The organism is Streptomyces chrestomyceticus JCM 4735, assembly GCF_003865135.1.
In the GTDB taxonomy this organism is placed as follows: Bacteria; Actinomycetota; Actinomycetes; order Streptomycetales; family Streptomycetaceae; genus Streptomyces; species Streptomyces chrestomyceticus.
The window spans coordinates 6,897,365-6,911,672 of record NZ_BHZC01000001.1; the positions used below are offsets into that span (position 1 = coordinate 6,897,365).

The following is a 14,308-nucleotide window of genomic DNA, read 5'->3' on the forward strand; positions in this document are numbered from 1 at the left end:
CGGGCACGGTGCTTACGATCAACCGCGTGGCGGAGCGACGGACGGAACGGCGGACGGCCCGGCGGATCAGGACGGCGCTCTGCGCGGCCCTGCCGCTGGCGCTGCTGCCGCTGCTCGCGGGCTGCCAGGACCCGGCGGGCGTGCGGGACGCCCCGCCGGGCATCCAGCGGATGCTGGACCGGCGCGCGGCGGCCGTGCGCGACCGGGACGCCGGGGCCTTCCTCGCCTCGGTCGACCCGCACGCGGCCGCGTACCGCGACCGGCAGCGGGCGGTGTTCGCCCACCTCGCGCAGGTCCCGCTGGGCGCCTGGTCGTACGAGCTGGTGAAGACCGACGCGTTCGGCCTGCCGGCGGTGGTCGGGGCGGAGGGCCGCCGGGTGGCCGCCGAGGTACGGCTGCGCTACCGGCTGAGCGGGTACGACGACGCGCCGGTCACCTCCGTGCAGTACCTGACGCTCACCGACCGCGGCGGCCGGTGGCTGATCAGCTCCGACTCGGACGGCGCCGGGAGCGGGCGGCGCAGCGCGCGCCAACTGTGGGACCAGGGGCCGGTCCAGGTCGTCAAGGGACGCCACAGCCTGGTCCTCGGGGTCCGTCGCGGCACCGCGGCACTGCGCGAACTGGCGGACCGCACGGACGACGCCGTGCCCGCCGTCGGCGCGGCGTGGACCGGGAAGTGGGCCGGGCGGGTGGTCGTCGAGGCGCCGCAGTCGCTGGACGGGATGGCGGAGCTGCTGAACGCCGACGACCCCTCCGGCTACCGGGGCATAGCGGCCGTCACGACCGGCGAGTCGGGCCCGGCCCCGGCGGCGCCGGCCGACCGGGTCGTCGTCAACCCGGAGGCGTACGGCGAACTGTCCGCCGCCGGGCGCCAGACCGTACTGACCCACGAGGCCACCCACGTCGCGACGCGCACGGCCACCACCTCCGCCACCCCGCTCTGGCTCTCCGAGGGCTTCGCCGACTGGGCCGCCTACCGGGGCGGCAGCCACCCGGCCGCCGCCACCGCCCCCGAACTCGCGCACGCCGTGGCCAAGGGCGCCCCGCCGTCCCGGCTCCCGGCCGACGGCGACTTCCGCTTCAGCCGCGGCGCGCGGGAGCTGGCCCGCGCGTACGAGGGCGGCTGGCTGGCCTGCCGCATGATCGCCGACGACTGGGGCGAGCAGCGGCTCGGCGCGTTCTACCGGGCGGCGGGCCGGGGCGGCCCCGAGAGTGCCGGACGGGCGATGCGTGACCAACTGGGCCTGAGCCCGGCGGAGTTCACCCGGCGGTGGCAGGCGTACGTGGTGCGGCAGTTGCGGTGACGTGCTCCGGTCCGGTGACCGTCGCGCGCCACAGCCGGCGGCAGGCGGACAGTGAGGCGGCCACGAGCAGGGCGTTGCGCACGGCCAGCAGGACGACACCGCTCCCCTCGCTGGCCACGACGTCCACGAACCGGACGGGGAACTCCCACAGCGTCGCGCCGGTCGCGAGCAGGACCAGGACGGCGGGCCGTCCCATCCGGCTCGCCCGCAGCGTCAGGCACACGGCCGCCACTCCCACCAGCCAGATCATGTACTGCGGGCTGATCACCCGGCTGGTGGTGACGAAGAGCAGGACGGCGGTGAAGGCGGCGTCGGCGAGTGTGGCGGACGTGAACCGCCGCGCGCGCAGCCGCCACAGCAGCAGCCAGCCGAAGGCCGCCAGGGTCAGGAGCAGCGCCAGGGAACTGACCAGCGGCACGTACGGGCCGACGAACTCCACCGAGCCGTAGTGCAGCAGCACCTTGCCGTCCCAGCCGAACTGCCGGGCGAGATGGAAGACGAGCGCGCCGAGCGACTCCACCTCCGTACCCCGGTCGCGCTGGAAGGTGAGGAAGGCCAACCCGCCAGGGGCCCAGGCGGCGCAGAGCGCGATGACCGCCAGCGCGCCGAGGGCCGTCGCGCCCCATAGCTGCCGCGCGCGGCGGCCTCGCAGGGGAGCGCCGGTCAGCAACAGCACCGGCCAGACCTTCAGCAGGGCGCCGAAGGCGATCAGGGCGCCGGAGACGCGCGGGTGCCGGGCGGCGGCGAAGAGCGCGGCGACGGCCACGGCGGTGACCATCAGGTCGTACCGGGCGTACGCGGTCGGGCCGAGCAGGGCGACCCCCGCGGTCCAGACCCAGGCACCGGTGAGACGTTTGCCCGGACGGCGGCCCGCGTACAGGAGCAGCGCGAAGGTGACCGCGTCGGCGGCGCACGCCAGGAGGAAGAACGCCGAGGCGTAGTCCAGGAAGGGCAGCAGGCCGGGGGAGAGGACGGCGAGCGCGGCGGCCGGCGGGTACTGCCAGGCCACGTCGTCCTGCGGGAACGCGCCGGTCTTCAGGATCTCGGACCAGTCGGCGTAGATGCCCGAGATGTCGCTGGTGACGTCCGGGCCGGGCAGCACCAGCACCTTGAACACGCACAGCAGCAGGACCGCCCGGGTCGCGGCCCAGACCGCCACCGGCGGGCCCAGCGCGCGCACCGTGTCCCTCGGCTGCCGGCCGCCGGCCCCGCCCATCGCCACCTCGTCCCGTCGTCCGCCGCCGTCCGCGTCGGTCTGCCCCTGTCTGCGTGCCTGCGTCTTGTCCCACTCTGTCCCGTTGGACGGGGCCGTGTCACGACCGTAGACGAGTCACGCGCGTGCCGGGGCGGTCCCCGCCGGCCGTGTCCGGTGACCCGGTACTGTGCCAGGGCAATGGACAAGACGCTGATCGTCACGAACGACTTCCCGCCCCGCCCCGGCGGCATCCAGGCCTTCCTGCACAGCATGGCGCTGCGCCTGGACCCGGACCGGGTCGTGGTCTACGCCTCCACCTGGAAGCGGACCAAGGAGGGCATCGAGGCCACCGCCCGCTTCGACGCCGAGCAGCCCTTCCCGGTCGTCCGCGACCGGACGACGATGCTGCTGCCGACGCCCCGGGTGACCCGCACGGCCGCCGCGCTGCTGCGCCGGCACGGCTGCTCCTCGGTGTGGTTCGGCGCCGCGGCGCCGCTCGGCCTGATGGCGCCCGCGCTGCGCCGGGCGGGCGCGCGCCGGATCGTGGCCACCACGCACGGGCACGAGGCGGGCTGGGCGCAACTGCCCGCCTCACGTCAACTGCTGCGGCGGATCGGTGAGGGCACCGACACGATCACCTATCTCGGTGAGTACACCCGCTCGCGGATCGCCGCCGCGCTGACGCCGGCCGCCGCCGGACGGATGACGCAACTGCCGCCCGGCGTGGACGAGAAGACCTTCCACCCCGGTTCGGGCGGCGACGAGGTACGGGCCCGCCTCGGGCTCGCCGAGCGGCCGGTCGTCGTCTGCGTGTCCCGGCTGGTGCCGCGCAAGGGCCAGGACACCCTGATCGAGGCGATGCCGCGGATTCTGGCCGACGTGCCGGACGCGGTGCTGCTGATCGTCGGCGGCGGCCCGTACGAGAAGCAGTTGCACGCGCTCGCCCAGGAGAAGGGCGTCGCCGACGCGGTGCGCTTCACCGGGGCCGTGCCGTGGGAGGAACTTCCCGCCCACTACGGCGCGGGCGACGTCTTCGCCATGCCGTGCCGCACCCGGCGTGGCGGGCTGGACGTGGAGGGCCTGGGCATCGTCTACCTGGAGGCGTCCGCCACCGGACTGCCGGTCGTGGCGGGGGACTCCGGCGGCGCGCCGGACGCCGTGCTGGACGGCGAGACGGGGTACGTGGTCCCGGGCGGCTCCCCGACGGTCACCGCCGAACGCGTCGTCGCACTCCTGAAGGACCCCGCCGCCCGCCGCCGCATGGGCGAGCGCGGGCGCGCCTGGGTGGAGGAGAAGTGGCGCTGGGACCTGCTGGCGGAGCGGCTCAAGGAGCTGCTGTAGCAGGACGCGCGAACGCCGGAAGCGCGAACCCCTGAGGCGCGAACCCCGGAAGCGCGAACGCCGGGCGGCCGCAGTGCACGGCCCGCCCGGCGTCCGGAACGGTGTCGGTACGTCCCCGCGTCACGCGCGGTAGATCGCCTCGATCTCCTCGGCGAAGTCCTTCGCCACCACATTGCGCTTGAGCTTCAGCGACGGCGTCACATGCCCGGAGTCCTCGGTGAACTGCGTCGGCAGGATACGGAACTTGCGTACCGACTCGGCCTTGGAGACGGCCGCGTTGCCGTCGTCCACCGCCCGCTGCACCGCGGCCAGCAGCTCCGGGTCCTTGCTCAGCTCGGTGACGCTCTGCCCGGCCGGGCGGCCATGCTCGGCGGCCCAGCGCGGCAGGAACTCCTCGTCGAGGGTGACCAGCGCGCCGACGAAGGGACGGCCGTCGCCGACGACCATGCACTCGGCGATCAGCGCGTGCGCGCGGATGCGGTCCTCGATGACGGCCGGGGCGACGTTCTTGCCGCCCGCCGTCACCAGGATCTCCTTCTTGCGGCCGGTGATCGCGAGGTAGCCGTCCTCGTCGAGGGTGCCGATGTCACCGGTGTGGAACCAGCCGTCGGAGAGCGCTTCCTTGGTCGCGGCCTCGTTGTTCCAGTACTCGGTGAACAGGTGCTCGCCGTGCAGCAGCACCTCGCCGTCGTCGGCGATGCGCACCACCGAGCCGGGCAGCGGCTGGCCGACCGTACCGATCTTCTGCCGGTCCCACGGGTTGAAGGCGGTGGCCGCGCAGGACTCCGTCAGGCCGTAGCCCTCCAGGGCGGTGAAGCCGATGCCCCGGTAGAAGTGGCCCAGGCGCTCGCCCAGCGGCGCGCCGCCCGAGATGGCGTGGGTGGCCCGGCCGCCGAGCACGGCGCGCAGCTTGCCGAAGACCAGCTTGTCGAAGAGCTTGTGCTTGAGCCGCAGGCCGAGGGCGGGCCCGGCCTGGGTGTCGAGCGCGCGGCTGTAGGCGATGGCCGTCTCGGCGGCCCGGTCGAAGATCTTGCCCTTGCCCTCGGACTGCGCCTTGGCCCGCGCCGAGTTGTAGACCTTCTCGAAGACCCGGGGGACGCCGAGGATCAGCGTCGGGCGGAACGAGGCGAGGTCGTCGGTGAGGTTCTTGATGTCGGGGGCGTGGCCGAGCTTGATGGGGGCCATGACCGAGGCCACCTGCACCAGCCGTCCGAAGACATGGGCCACCGGCAGGAAGAGCAGCACCGAGGAGTGGCCGGTGCGGAAGAGGGGTTTGAGGCGCTCGACGACGTTGCCGCACTCGGCGAAGAAGCTGCGGTGGGTGAGCACACAGCCCTTGGGCCGGCCGGTGGTGCCGGAGGTGTACACGATGGTGGCGGGCGAGTCGGCGTCGGCGAGGGCGCTGCGCTCGTCCACCTCCGCGTCGGTGACGTTGGCGCCGGCCGCGCGCAGCCGGGCGATCGCGTCCCGCTCGATCTGCCAGATGTTCTCCAGCGCGGGCAGCCGGTCCCGTACGGACTCGACGGCGGCCTCCTGCGCGGGGGACTCGACCACGCAGGCCACCGCGCCGGAGTCGCCGAGGATCCACTGCACCTGTTCGGCGGAGCTGGTCTCGTAGACCGGGACGGTGACCGCGCCCGCGCTCCAGATCGCGAAGTCCAGCAGGGTCCACTCGTACCGGGTGCGCGACATCAGGCCGATCCGGTCGCCGGGCCGGATGCCGGCCGCCATCAGGCCCTTGGCGGCGGCCCGTACCTCGGCGAGGAAGACGGTGGCCGTCACGTCCTGCCACCGGCCGTCGACCTTGCGGCCCATGACGGCGACATCGGGGTGCTGCGCGGCATTGCGGCGGATCAGATCCGTCAGGTTGCCGTCCGCGGGGACCTCGTACAGGGCCGGAAGGCTGAACTCGCGCAAGACTGCTGCTCCTCATTGGCGCCGGCCTCACGACGCTGTGTGGTGGCCGGCTGCGGTCCATGATCAGGCAGGGGGGGGTGGTGGACTGCCCGGACGTTACCCACCGGTATTGCTTTTGGGATAGGGGGTTACGCCCAGATGTTCGATGCGTCACACGCTGCGTGACACGCGTCCGGGCACGCCTTGGGACTGCTTCGCGCAGACTAGACCAGGCTTTCGGTGACCCGGAAGTAACCGCAGGTCGGACCCCTCTCCCGGCGGCACCTCCGATCCCCCTCCCGGCCGCCCGCCTTTCGATCTAGGGTGACCGGCATGCGAGTCCATGTGGTCAGCGATGTACACGGCAACGGGCGGGACCTCGCCACGGCGGGCGACGGGGCCGACGCCCTGGTCTGCCTGGGTGACCTGGTGCTCTTCCTCGACTACGCCGACCACTCCCGAGGCATCTTCCCCGACCTCTTCGGCACCGAGAACGCCCACGAGCTGGTCGAGCTGCGCACCGCCCGCCGCTTCGAGGAGGCCCGCGCGCTGGGCCGCCGCCTGTGGGGCGACATCGAGCGCGAGGGCGGCGGCCGGATGGCGGTGATCGAGGAAGCCGTCCGCCGGCAGTACGCCGAACTGTTCGCCGCCTTCCCCGAGCGGACGTACGCCACGTACGGCAACGTCGACCTGCCCCACCTGTGGCCCGAGTACGCCGCACCCGGCACCACCGTCCTGGACGGCGAGCGGGTGGAGATCGGCGGCCGGGTCTTCGGCTTCGTCGGCGGCGGCCTGCGGACCCCGATGCGCACCCCGTACGAGATCAGCGACGAGGAGTACGCGGCCAAGGTCGAGGCCGTCGGCGAGGTGGACGTGCTGTGCACCCACATCCCGCCGGACGTGCCGGAGCTCTGCTACGACGTCGTCGCCCGCCGCTTCGAACGCGGCAGCGCCGCCCTCCTGGACGCGATCCGCCGCACCCGGCCCCGCTACGCGCTCTTCGGCCATGTGCATCAGCCCCTGGCCCGGCGGGTACGCGTCGGCGCCACCGAGTGCGTCAACGTGGGGCACTTCAACGCGACGGGAGCGCCGTACGTCCTGGAGTGGTGACGGCCTTCCGCGCACCTTCAGGGCCTACCCCGAAGGCCCTGCCGGGGGCCGCCTCCGGGGCCGACCGGATCGGCCGGGACGCCGGTCCGGCGCGCTTTCCCCGCGCGGTAGCCTTCAGCAGCAGGGATACGCGTCTGGCGGACCGGCACGAATCGGCATGGAGGAGTCACGGCGATGGCCGAACACACCAGCTCTAGCATCACGATCGAGGCGGCACCCGCCGAGGTGATGGGAGTGATCGCCGACTTCGACCGCTATCCGGACTGGACCGGCGAGGTCAAGGAAGCCGAGATCCTCAGCAAGGACGACCAGGGCCGCGCCGAACAGGTCCGTCTGCTGCTGGACGCCGGTGCGATCAAGGACGACCACACCCTCGCCTACACCTGGACCAGCGACCACGAGGTGAGCTGGTCGCTGGTGAAGTCCCAGATGCTGCGGACGCTCGACGGCTCCTACCGGCTGGTCCCGCTGGCCGGCGGCGCGCACACCGAGGTGACGTACCAGCTCACCGTGGACGTCAAGATCCCGATGCTCGGCATGATCAAGCGCAAGGCGGAGAAGGTCATCATCGACCGCGCGCTGGACGGGCTGAAGAAGCGCGTCGAGAGCGGCCCCGCGGCCCCCGCCGGCGAGGCCACGAGCCACTGACCATGCGTACCGTCCTCGTCACCGGCCCCGGCGGCGCCGGCCGTACCACCCTCGCCGCCGCCACCGCCCTGGCCGGTGCCCGGCGCGGTGAGCGCGTCCTGCTGCTCACCGCCCGAGGCGGCGCGGCGGGACGCGTCCTGGGTACCCGCCTCGGCCGCCCCGGCGACGGTCCGGTGCCCGTCGTCCCCGGCCTGCACGCCCGGTGCGTCGACGCCGGCGACCACTTCCGCCGGGAGGCGCTCGCCTTCCAGGAGCGCGCGGGCGCCGCCCTCGACCTGCTGGGCGCCGCGCCCCTGGACGAGGACGAACTGACCGAACTGCCCGGCGCGGAGGCGTTCGCGCTGCTCCACGAGCTGCGCGCGGCCCACGAAGCGGCCGGCGGGCCGGACGGCCCGCAGACGGTCGTCGTCGACATGCCGCCCGCCGCCGACACCGTCGCCCTGCTCGCCCTGCCCGAACAGGCCCGCCGCTACCTCCGCCGCCTGCTGCCGCCCGAACGCCAGGCCGCCCGCGCGCTGCGGCCGGTGCTGGCCCAGTTGGCGGGCGTGCAGATGCCCACCCAGAAGCTGTACGAGGCCGCGGAACGCTGGGAGCACGAGCTCGCCGCCGTACAGCGGATCATCGACGACCCGGGCACGACCGTACGGATCGTCACCGAGCCGGGACCGGCCGCCGTCGCGGACCTGCGGGAGGTGCGCTCGGGCCTCGCCCTGTACGGGCACCGCACCGACGCCGTCGTCGCGAACCGGCTGCTGCCCACCGGGTCGGCCGACCCGTTCCTGGCCGCGCTCTCCGGCCAGCAGCAGAGCGCGCTCAAGGCGCTGCGCGAGGAGTTCCCCGAAGCGCCGGTCGTCGAGGTGCCGCACCTGGGCCGCGACCCCGAGGGCACCGAGGATCTGGCCGAGCTGCTCCGCGGCACGGTCGGGGAACCGGCCGCGCCCGGCGGCGCCGACGACCCCTGGACGGTGGAGGACCGGCTCGCCTCGGACGGCATCCTGGTGTGGCGGGTGCCGCTGCCGGGCGCCGAACGCGACGGGCTCGGCCTGCTGCGGCGCGGCGACGAGGTCGTCGTCACCGCCGGCCGCTACCGGCGGATACGCACCCTGCCCTCCGCCCTGCGCCGCTGCTCGGTCTCCGGCGCCGGGCTGCGCGACGGCGCGCTGCACATCCGCTTCACCCCCGACCCCGATCTCTGGCCCCGCGGTAACTGAGAGCCTGTGTCATACCCCCGGCCGGGCGCACGTCGTCTGGCACGCACGCTCGCTGCGTTGCCGAAACGCCCACGTAGCTCCGCTACGAAGGCGCTCCGGCGCCTTGCGATCGCACGCACCAGACGACGTGCGCTGATCCGACCGGGGGTATGACACAGGCTCTGAACGGCACACCGCCGTTCGGGTAACGTCGGGAGAAGCAGCACCGCCGCGCACCCGCCGCCCACGCGGGTCCAGATCCGCCTCGCCGCAGGAGTGAGTCCGCCATGAGCGATGCCACCGAGCGCCCCGCCGACCGTACGGACCGGTTCGACGCCGATGCCTGGGAAACGGCCTGCGCCGAGGACCTGGCGGCCGAGAAGGCCCGCCGCCGCGCGCAGTACGGCCCGCCGCCGGGCAGCGCCGCCGAGGAACTGCGCCGCCTCGCGGAGGCCGTCACCGACAAGCTCGCCGGCATCCAGTTGCCGGGCGCGCTCGCCGGGATGGCCGCGCAGGGCGCCGTGCAGCAGCTCTTCCGGCAGGCCAAGGCCGTCGTCGAGCCGGTCGTCGAACGCAACCCGGACGTCTTCGACCACCTCGCCGCCGCCGGGTCCGAGCTGCTGGCCGCCTACCGCTCGGCCGTCGAGAGCAGCGAGCGCCGCTGGACCCGCCAGGCCGCCGACGAGGCCGCGCAGGCCGACCCGCGGGAGGCCGCCGGGCCGGGCGCCGGCCGCCAGGGCGACGGCACCCGCGACAAGCGGGACGACCCGGGCGCCCGCCGGGACGACGACGGCCCGGCGGGCACCGAGCGGATCGACCTCGACTGACCTGCCCCGCGCGGCCGGAGAGCAGCCGGAGGGCACGGGCGCCGCCCCGTACTCCGGTACGGTTGTACGCGGCGGGGTACGACCAATAACTGAGGGACACATGGGACTCACCATCGGCGTCGACATCGGCGGCACGAAGATCGCGGCCGGCGTGGTCGACGAAGAGGGCACGATCCTCGAAACGTGCAAGGTGCCGACCCCGCAGGCCACCGACGAGCTGACGGAGGCCATCGCCGACGCCGTGCGCACCGTCGGCGCCGACCACCAGGTCGAGGCCGTCGGCATCGGCGCCGCCGGTTACGTGGACGAGAAGCGGGCCACCGTCCTGTTCGCGCCCAACATCGACTGGCGCCACGAGCCGCTGAAGGACAAGGTCGAGCAGCGCGTCGGCCTGCCCGTCGTCGTCGAGAACGACGCCAATGCGGCGGCCTGGGGCGAGTACCGCTTCGGCGCCGGCCAGGGCCACAGCGACGTCATCTGCATCACCCTGGGCACCGGCCTGGGCGGCGGCATCATCATCGGCAACAAGCTGCGCCGCGGCCGGTTCGGCGTCGCCGCCGAGTTCGGCCACATCCGTGTCGTACCGGACGGCCTGCTGTGCGGCTGCGGCAGCCAGGGCTGCTGGGAGCAGTACGCCTCGGGCCGCGCCCTGCTGCGCTACGCCCGCCAGCGCGCCTTCGCCACCCCCGAGAACGCCGAGGTGCTGCTCTCCATGGGCGACGGCACCTCCGAGGGCATCGAGGGCCGGCACATCAGCGAGGCCGCCCGCCAGGGCGACCCGGTCGCCGTCGACTCCTTCCGCGAACTGGCCCGCTGGGCCGGCGCCGGCCTCGCCGACCTGGCCTCGCTCTTCGACCCGTCCGCCTTCATCGTCGGCGGCGGCGTCTCGGACGAGGGCGAACTGGTCCTCGACCCGATCCGCAAGTCCTTCCGCCGCTGGCTGGTGGGCAACCAGTGGCGGCCGCACGCCCAGGTGCTCGCCGCCCAGCTCGGCGGCAAGGCCGGACTGGTCGGCGCCGCCGACCTGGCACGCCAGGGCTGACCCCCGGTGCCGGCCGCACTGCCCGCCTCCCGCACCGAGCCGGGCTCGGCCGTGCTCCGTGTGCTCAGCTACAACGTCCGCTCCCTGCGCGACGACCGCGCGGCGCTGGCCCGGGTGATCCGGGCCTGCGCCCCGGACCTGGTGTTCGTGCAGGAGGCGCCGCGGTTCTTCCGCTGGCGCAAGAGCGTGGCGAAGCTGTGCCGGGCGACGGACCTGGTGTACGTGACGGGCGGCGCCACCGCCGCCGGCCCGATGATCCTGTCCTCGCTGCGCGCCCACGTGGAGCGCACCGAGGACGTCCTGCTGCCCCGCACCCCCGGCCTGCACCAGCGCGGTTTCGCGACCGCGGTGGTACGGACCGGGGGCGCCAGGGTCGGCCTGCTGAGCTGCCACCTCAGCCTCCGGGCCGACGAGCGGTACGCCCAGGCGGGCCTGCTGCTGGAGCGGCTGCGCGCGCTGGACACCCCGTACGCCGTCGCGGCCGGTGACCTCAACGACCGGCCGGACGGGCGTGCCTTCCGGCGGCTGGCGGGCTCGCTCACCGACGCCTGGACGGCGGCGCCGTGGGGCGGCGAGTACACCTCCACGCCCCACGACCCGCACCAGCGCATCGACGCCGTCTTCACGACCGAAGGCGTCGAGGTACTGGGCTGCGGCGTACCGCGCGACCTGCCGGGCCTCGCGCACAGCGATCTGCCGGCCGCCACGGACCACCTGCCGGTGCTGGCCGCCCTCCGGGTGCCGGCCGCCGCGTAAGGCCCGGACCCGGCGGCGCTCAGGACAGCCGCATCCTCGGTTCCCCGCGCCCGTTGAGGCCGGGACCGCCGCCGGTGCAGGCCAGCCGGTTCTTGCGGGTCTGGTCCAGCGAGGCGTACGCCTGCCGCAGGCAGTTCCGCAGGGCGAGCTGGCCCCAGTGGTTCGGGTGCAGCGCCTCCTGCACCTGGAACGGTGGCAGCACCGCGGTGACCGTCCGCACCCAACTGATCCACTCGGTCTTGTCGGCCGCCCCCGGGTCGGTCCACCGGCTCACCGTGCCGCGCACCGGGTCGACCAGTCCGACACCGCGCTCGCACAGCCGGTGCCCGTCGAAGCTGTGCGTGAGGTCGAGGAAGCGGACGTTGCCCAGCCCGCTCTTGGTGATGCCCCGCTGCACGGCCCGGCCGACGGCCGGCAGCACGCTGTCCACCGCCCAGTCGGCGTCCCGGTCGTTGAACGCGCAGCCGCCCAGGGTCTGGCGCGCGCCCAGCGGCGCCGGGTAGCGGAAGCCACGGCCGTGCGGGATGGGCGCCGGGTAGTTCTGCACGATCACGTCGTAGTCGTCGGTGTCGTGCCCGGCCCGCAGCATCGCCTGCCTGACGTTGCGCAGCCCGCCCGCGATGTCGTCGGCCCGCCGCTCCACCGCCTGGTCGGTGAACCGGGCCCGGTTGGCCGGGTCCTGGCTGCACGCCTTCGGCAGCGGGTTCAGGTACGCCAGGACGCAGGACGTGACCACGTCACCGAAGCGGAAGTCGTTGCCGCCGATCGAGACGGCGACCAGCCGTACGGGGTGCTCGCGGGCGTACTCCTCCAGTTGCCGGGCCTGGCCGGGCACACCGGCCGCGTCCGAGAAGTCCAGGCCGGGCTTGGCGACGCCCTTCGGGGCCCGGAAGGAGTCGGTGCGGGCGCCGGAGCAGGCCAGGTTCTCGCTCTCGGTGCCGGGCAGCCCGAGGTGGATCTCGGCGGAGCGCGAGCGGTGGCACTTCGGGACGCGCTCGGCGGTGCGGCCCGCGTTGTCGTAGTACGCGGTGGGGCCGAGTGCGTCGATACGGGGAAAGTTGGCCGGGTTGGCGTCGGAGTTGCCGGCCCAGCGCCCGGCCTCGCCGGAGATGTAGGAGTCGCCGACGGAGACCACCGCAGCCGGACCGGGAGCCTGCCGCTGCGGTGGGCTGGCGGCGGCCGGCACGGTGGCCAGCAGGCCCGTCACCGCGGCGGCCGTCGCGGCGGCCGCCGCCACCCGGGCCCGACGACGTGGACGTGAGCATGACGACGAGAGCGGATGGCGCACGGGGGTCCTCCCGGGAACACGGCCGGATACTCGGCGTGATCCTCCCCGTTCGCAGCGTCAACGCCGGGCAGGACACCCGGCGCGCGAGGGTGAACCCCTGGTCACGCGGGGGACGGCAGGGCCCGAAGACCGGCCGCCCATGCGGTCATACGACCGCGCCGCCGCCCGGCAGCTCCTCGTCGTCCTCGTCGTCGTGCTTCATCCGGGCCACGAGCGTGGCGAAGCCGCCCAGGAAGCCGCCGATGCCCAGCAGGGTGATCCACCAGGTGACGGGCTGCTGCAACAGCACCATCAGCACCAGCAGCAGCGGCCCGCCGAGCACCGCGATCCAGGCGAACTTGGCCGTCACGTCGGCCTTGGGCAGCGGAGGCGGCTCGGGCGGCACGAAGTGCCCTTCGTCCGTCCCGGCGAGGTCGTCGTCGGACGCCTCGGCCGCCGACCAGTCGCGCGGCCCCACGCCGGGTGCGAAGACCACGAAGCTGCCCACGCCGTTGCCGCCGGGCCGGTCCGGCGACCCCGGGGAGGGCTCGCTGCGCGGGCGCTCCTCGACCGTCAGGCCGCCGTCGTCCCGGTCGGTGCGGTCCGTGGAGCCCTGGCCGGGCTTCTCGGGGGGCTTGCCGTCGGCCCGGTCCTCGCCGGTCTTGCCGAGGCCGACGCGGTCCGGTCCGGTGCCCGTGGCGCCGCCGGACGGCCCGTCCGCCGCCTCCGGGCCCGGACTGGCCACCGGCCCGTCCTCGTCCGGGAAGGCCGGCGCCTTGCCGTACCCGGCCACGATCTCGGCCCAGGCGGCTTCCTCGTCCAGCGGGTCGCGGGGGTCGCGGGGGCTACGCTCCTCCACCGGGCGCCGTCTCCTCACTCTCCACGCCCGTGCGCACGTCCGGCGCCAGTCGGGCGATGAAGTCGTAGGTCTCCTGGCAGATCCGCTCGGCGTCGTGGTCGAGCGTGGCGACGTGGTAGCTGCGCTCCAGCAGCACCTGCCGTACGTCCTCCGAGGACACCCGGCCGAGGATGCGCTCGGAGTCGACCGGCGGTACGACGTGGTCCTGCGGGCTGGTCATCACCAGCAACGGCTGGGTCACCTGGGGCAGTTCGGCGTCGACCAACTGGAAGAAGCGGCGCAGCGAGTGCGCGGCGTGCAGCGGCACCCGGTCGTAGCCGATCTCGTGGGAGCCGGGCTTGGCGATGTCGTCGGCCAGCCCCTTGGTCGTCCGGACGACGTGCCGCAGCACCGGCAGCAGCGGGGCGGCCGCGTCGTGCACCTTGTTGCCCGGGTTGACCAGCGCCAGGCCGCTGATCGCGGCGCCGTGCCGCTCGGCCAGCCGCAGCGCCAGCGCGCCGCCCATCGACAGGCCGCACACGAAGACCCGCTCGCACCGTTCGGACAGCGACCGCAGCTCGCGGTCGACCTCGGCGTACCAGTCCTGCCAGGTGGTGAGCTGCATGTCCTGCCAGCGGGTGCCGTGGCCGGGCAGCAACGGGACCGAGACCGTCAGGCCGCGGTCGGCCAGGTACTCGGCCCAGGGGCGTACGGACTGGGGGGAGCCGGTGAAACCGTGGCAGACGAGGACGCCGGTCCGGCCGCCGTCGCGGCGGAACGGCTCGGCTCCGGGGAGCAGCGGCACCGGGGAACTCCGATCGGTGAGGGCCGGGCGGCAACGGGATACGCGGGTTACCGAAAGCCTACGCGGAGCGGCGCCGGGCGGATAGGTCC

Annotated in this window: 13 protein-coding genes; 8 read left to right on the forward strand and 5 right to left on the reverse strand. The window is 74.3% G+C overall.

The features are described 5' to 3' along the window. Positions 1-26 precede the first annotated feature (26 nt). The gene (locus tag EJG53_RS30230; protein ID WP_125047530.1) at positions 27-1,304 is read left to right on the forward strand and encodes a hypothetical protein; all 1,278 of its coding nucleotides are present in this window, start codon (positions 27-29) and stop codon (positions 1,302-1,304) included. Here the strand turns inward: EJG53_RS30230 and EJG53_RS30235 are convergent. Then, positions 1,261-2,520, reverse strand: a complete 1,260-nt coding sequence (locus tag EJG53_RS30235; protein ID WP_125047531.1) for a glycosyltransferase family 87 protein — start codon at positions 2,518-2,520, stop codon at positions 1,261-1,263. The genes EJG53_RS30230 and EJG53_RS30235 overlap by 44 nt on opposite strands. 177 nt (positions 2,521-2,697) lie before the next feature. Here EJG53_RS30235 and EJG53_RS30240 point away from each other — a divergent pair, with 177 nt between their 5' ends. Then, the gene (locus EJG53_RS30240) at positions 2,698-3,840 is read left to right on the forward strand and encodes a glycosyltransferase family 4 protein (protein WP_031004070.1); all 1,143 of its coding nucleotides are present in this window, start codon (positions 2,698-2,700) and stop codon (positions 3,838-3,840) included. 120 nt (positions 3,841-3,960) lie between these two features. On the opposite strand, the gene EJG53_RS30245 is transcribed toward EJG53_RS30240, so the two are convergent. Further along, the gene (locus EJG53_RS30245; RefSeq protein WP_125047532.1) at positions 3,961-5,757 is read right to left on the reverse strand and encodes an AMP-dependent synthetase/ligase; all 1,797 of its coding nucleotides are present in this window, start codon (positions 5,755-5,757) and stop codon (positions 3,961-3,963) included. Positions 5,758-6,069: 312 nt separating this feature from the next. Between EJG53_RS30245 and EJG53_RS30250 the strand changes: the two genes are divergently transcribed. The 6 genes from EJG53_RS30250 (at position 6,070) to EJG53_RS30275 (ending at position 11,309) form a co-directional block, all read left to right on the forward strand. Then, positions 6,070-6,846 (forward strand): metallophosphoesterase family protein, encoded by a 777-nt coding sequence (locus EJG53_RS30250; RefSeq protein WP_125047533.1) that lies wholly within the window; start codon positions 6,070-6,072, stop codon positions 6,844-6,846. 174 nt (positions 6,847-7,020) lie between these two features. After that, positions 7,021-7,494 carry an SRPBCC family protein gene (locus EJG53_RS30255; RefSeq protein WP_125047534.1) on the forward strand — a complete coding sequence of 158 codons (474 nt, stop codon included), beginning with the start codon at positions 7,021-7,023 and terminating at the stop codon, positions 7,492-7,494. Between the two features lie 2 nt (positions 7,495-7,496). Further along, positions 7,497-8,705: an ArsA family ATPase gene (locus EJG53_RS30260; RefSeq protein WP_125047535.1), complete on the forward strand. Its 1,209-nt coding sequence runs from the start codon at positions 7,497-7,499 to the stop codon at positions 8,703-8,705. 266 nt (positions 8,706-8,971) lie between these two features. Then, positions 8,972-9,511, forward strand: a complete 540-nt coding sequence (locus EJG53_RS30265) for a DUF5304 domain-containing protein (RefSeq protein WP_125047536.1) — start codon at positions 8,972-8,974, stop codon at positions 9,509-9,511. 100 nt (positions 9,512-9,611) lie between these two features. Beyond that, the gene (locus EJG53_RS30270; RefSeq protein ID WP_125047537.1) at positions 9,612-10,553 is read left to right on the forward strand and encodes an ROK family glucokinase; all 942 of its coding nucleotides are present in this window, start codon (positions 9,612-9,614) and stop codon (positions 10,551-10,553) included. A 6-nt stretch (positions 10,554-10,559) separates the two neighbouring features. Then, complete coding sequence (locus tag EJG53_RS30275) at positions 10,560-11,309, forward strand: endonuclease/exonuclease/phosphatase family protein (protein WP_125047538.1); 750 nt, start codon at positions 10,560-10,562, stop codon at positions 11,307-11,309. Positions 11,310-11,328: 19 nt separating this feature from the next. On the opposite strand, the gene EJG53_RS30280 is transcribed toward EJG53_RS30275, so the two are convergent. From EJG53_RS30280 to EJG53_RS30290, 3 genes are all read right to left on the reverse strand, one after another. After that, a complete protein-coding gene (locus tag EJG53_RS30280; protein ID WP_125047539.1) occupies positions 11,329-12,516 on the reverse strand; it encodes an SGNH/GDSL hydrolase family protein in 1,188 nt (395 codons plus the stop codon). A 226-nt stretch (positions 12,517-12,742) separates the two neighbouring features. Continuing rightward, positions 12,743-13,435, reverse strand: coding sequence for a hypothetical protein (locus EJG53_RS30285; protein ID WP_125047540.1), 693 nt, complete (start codon positions 13,433-13,435; stop codon positions 12,743-12,745). Continuing rightward, entirely contained in the window at positions 13,422-14,219 is a 798-nt protein-coding gene (locus EJG53_RS30290) for an alpha/beta hydrolase (protein WP_125047541.1), read from the reverse strand. The genes EJG53_RS30285 and EJG53_RS30290 overlap by 14 nt, the downstream gene beginning before the upstream one ends. Positions 14,220-14,308 lie beyond the last annotated feature (89 nt).

Bases quoted from the DNA above. Each gene is read 5' to 3' on its own strand.
- EJG53_RS30235 (WP_125047531.1), bottom strand. From the start codon at position 2,520: ATGGGCGGGGCCGGCGGCCGGCAGCCGAGGGACACGGTGCGCGCGCTG.
- EJG53_RS30240 (WP_031004070.1), top strand. From the start codon at position 2,698: ATGGACAAGACGCTGATCGTCACGAACGACTTCCCGCCCCGCCCCGGC.
- EJG53_RS30250 (WP_125047533.1), top strand. From the start codon at position 6,070: ATGCGAGTCCATGTGGTCAGCGATGTACACGGCAACGGGCGGGACCTC.
- EJG53_RS30255 (WP_125047534.1), top strand. From the start codon at position 7,021: ATGGCCGAACACACCAGCTCTAGCATCACGATCGAGGCGGCACCCGCC.
- EJG53_RS30260 (WP_125047535.1), top strand. From the start codon at position 7,497: ATGCGTACCGTCCTCGTCACCGGCCCCGGCGGCGCCGGCCGTACCACC.
- EJG53_RS30265 (WP_125047536.1), top strand. From the start codon at position 8,972: ATGAGCGATGCCACCGAGCGCCCCGCCGACCGTACGGACCGGTTCGAC.
- EJG53_RS30270 (WP_125047537.1), top strand. From the start codon at position 9,612: ATGGGACTCACCATCGGCGTCGACATCGGCGGCACGAAGATCGCGGCC.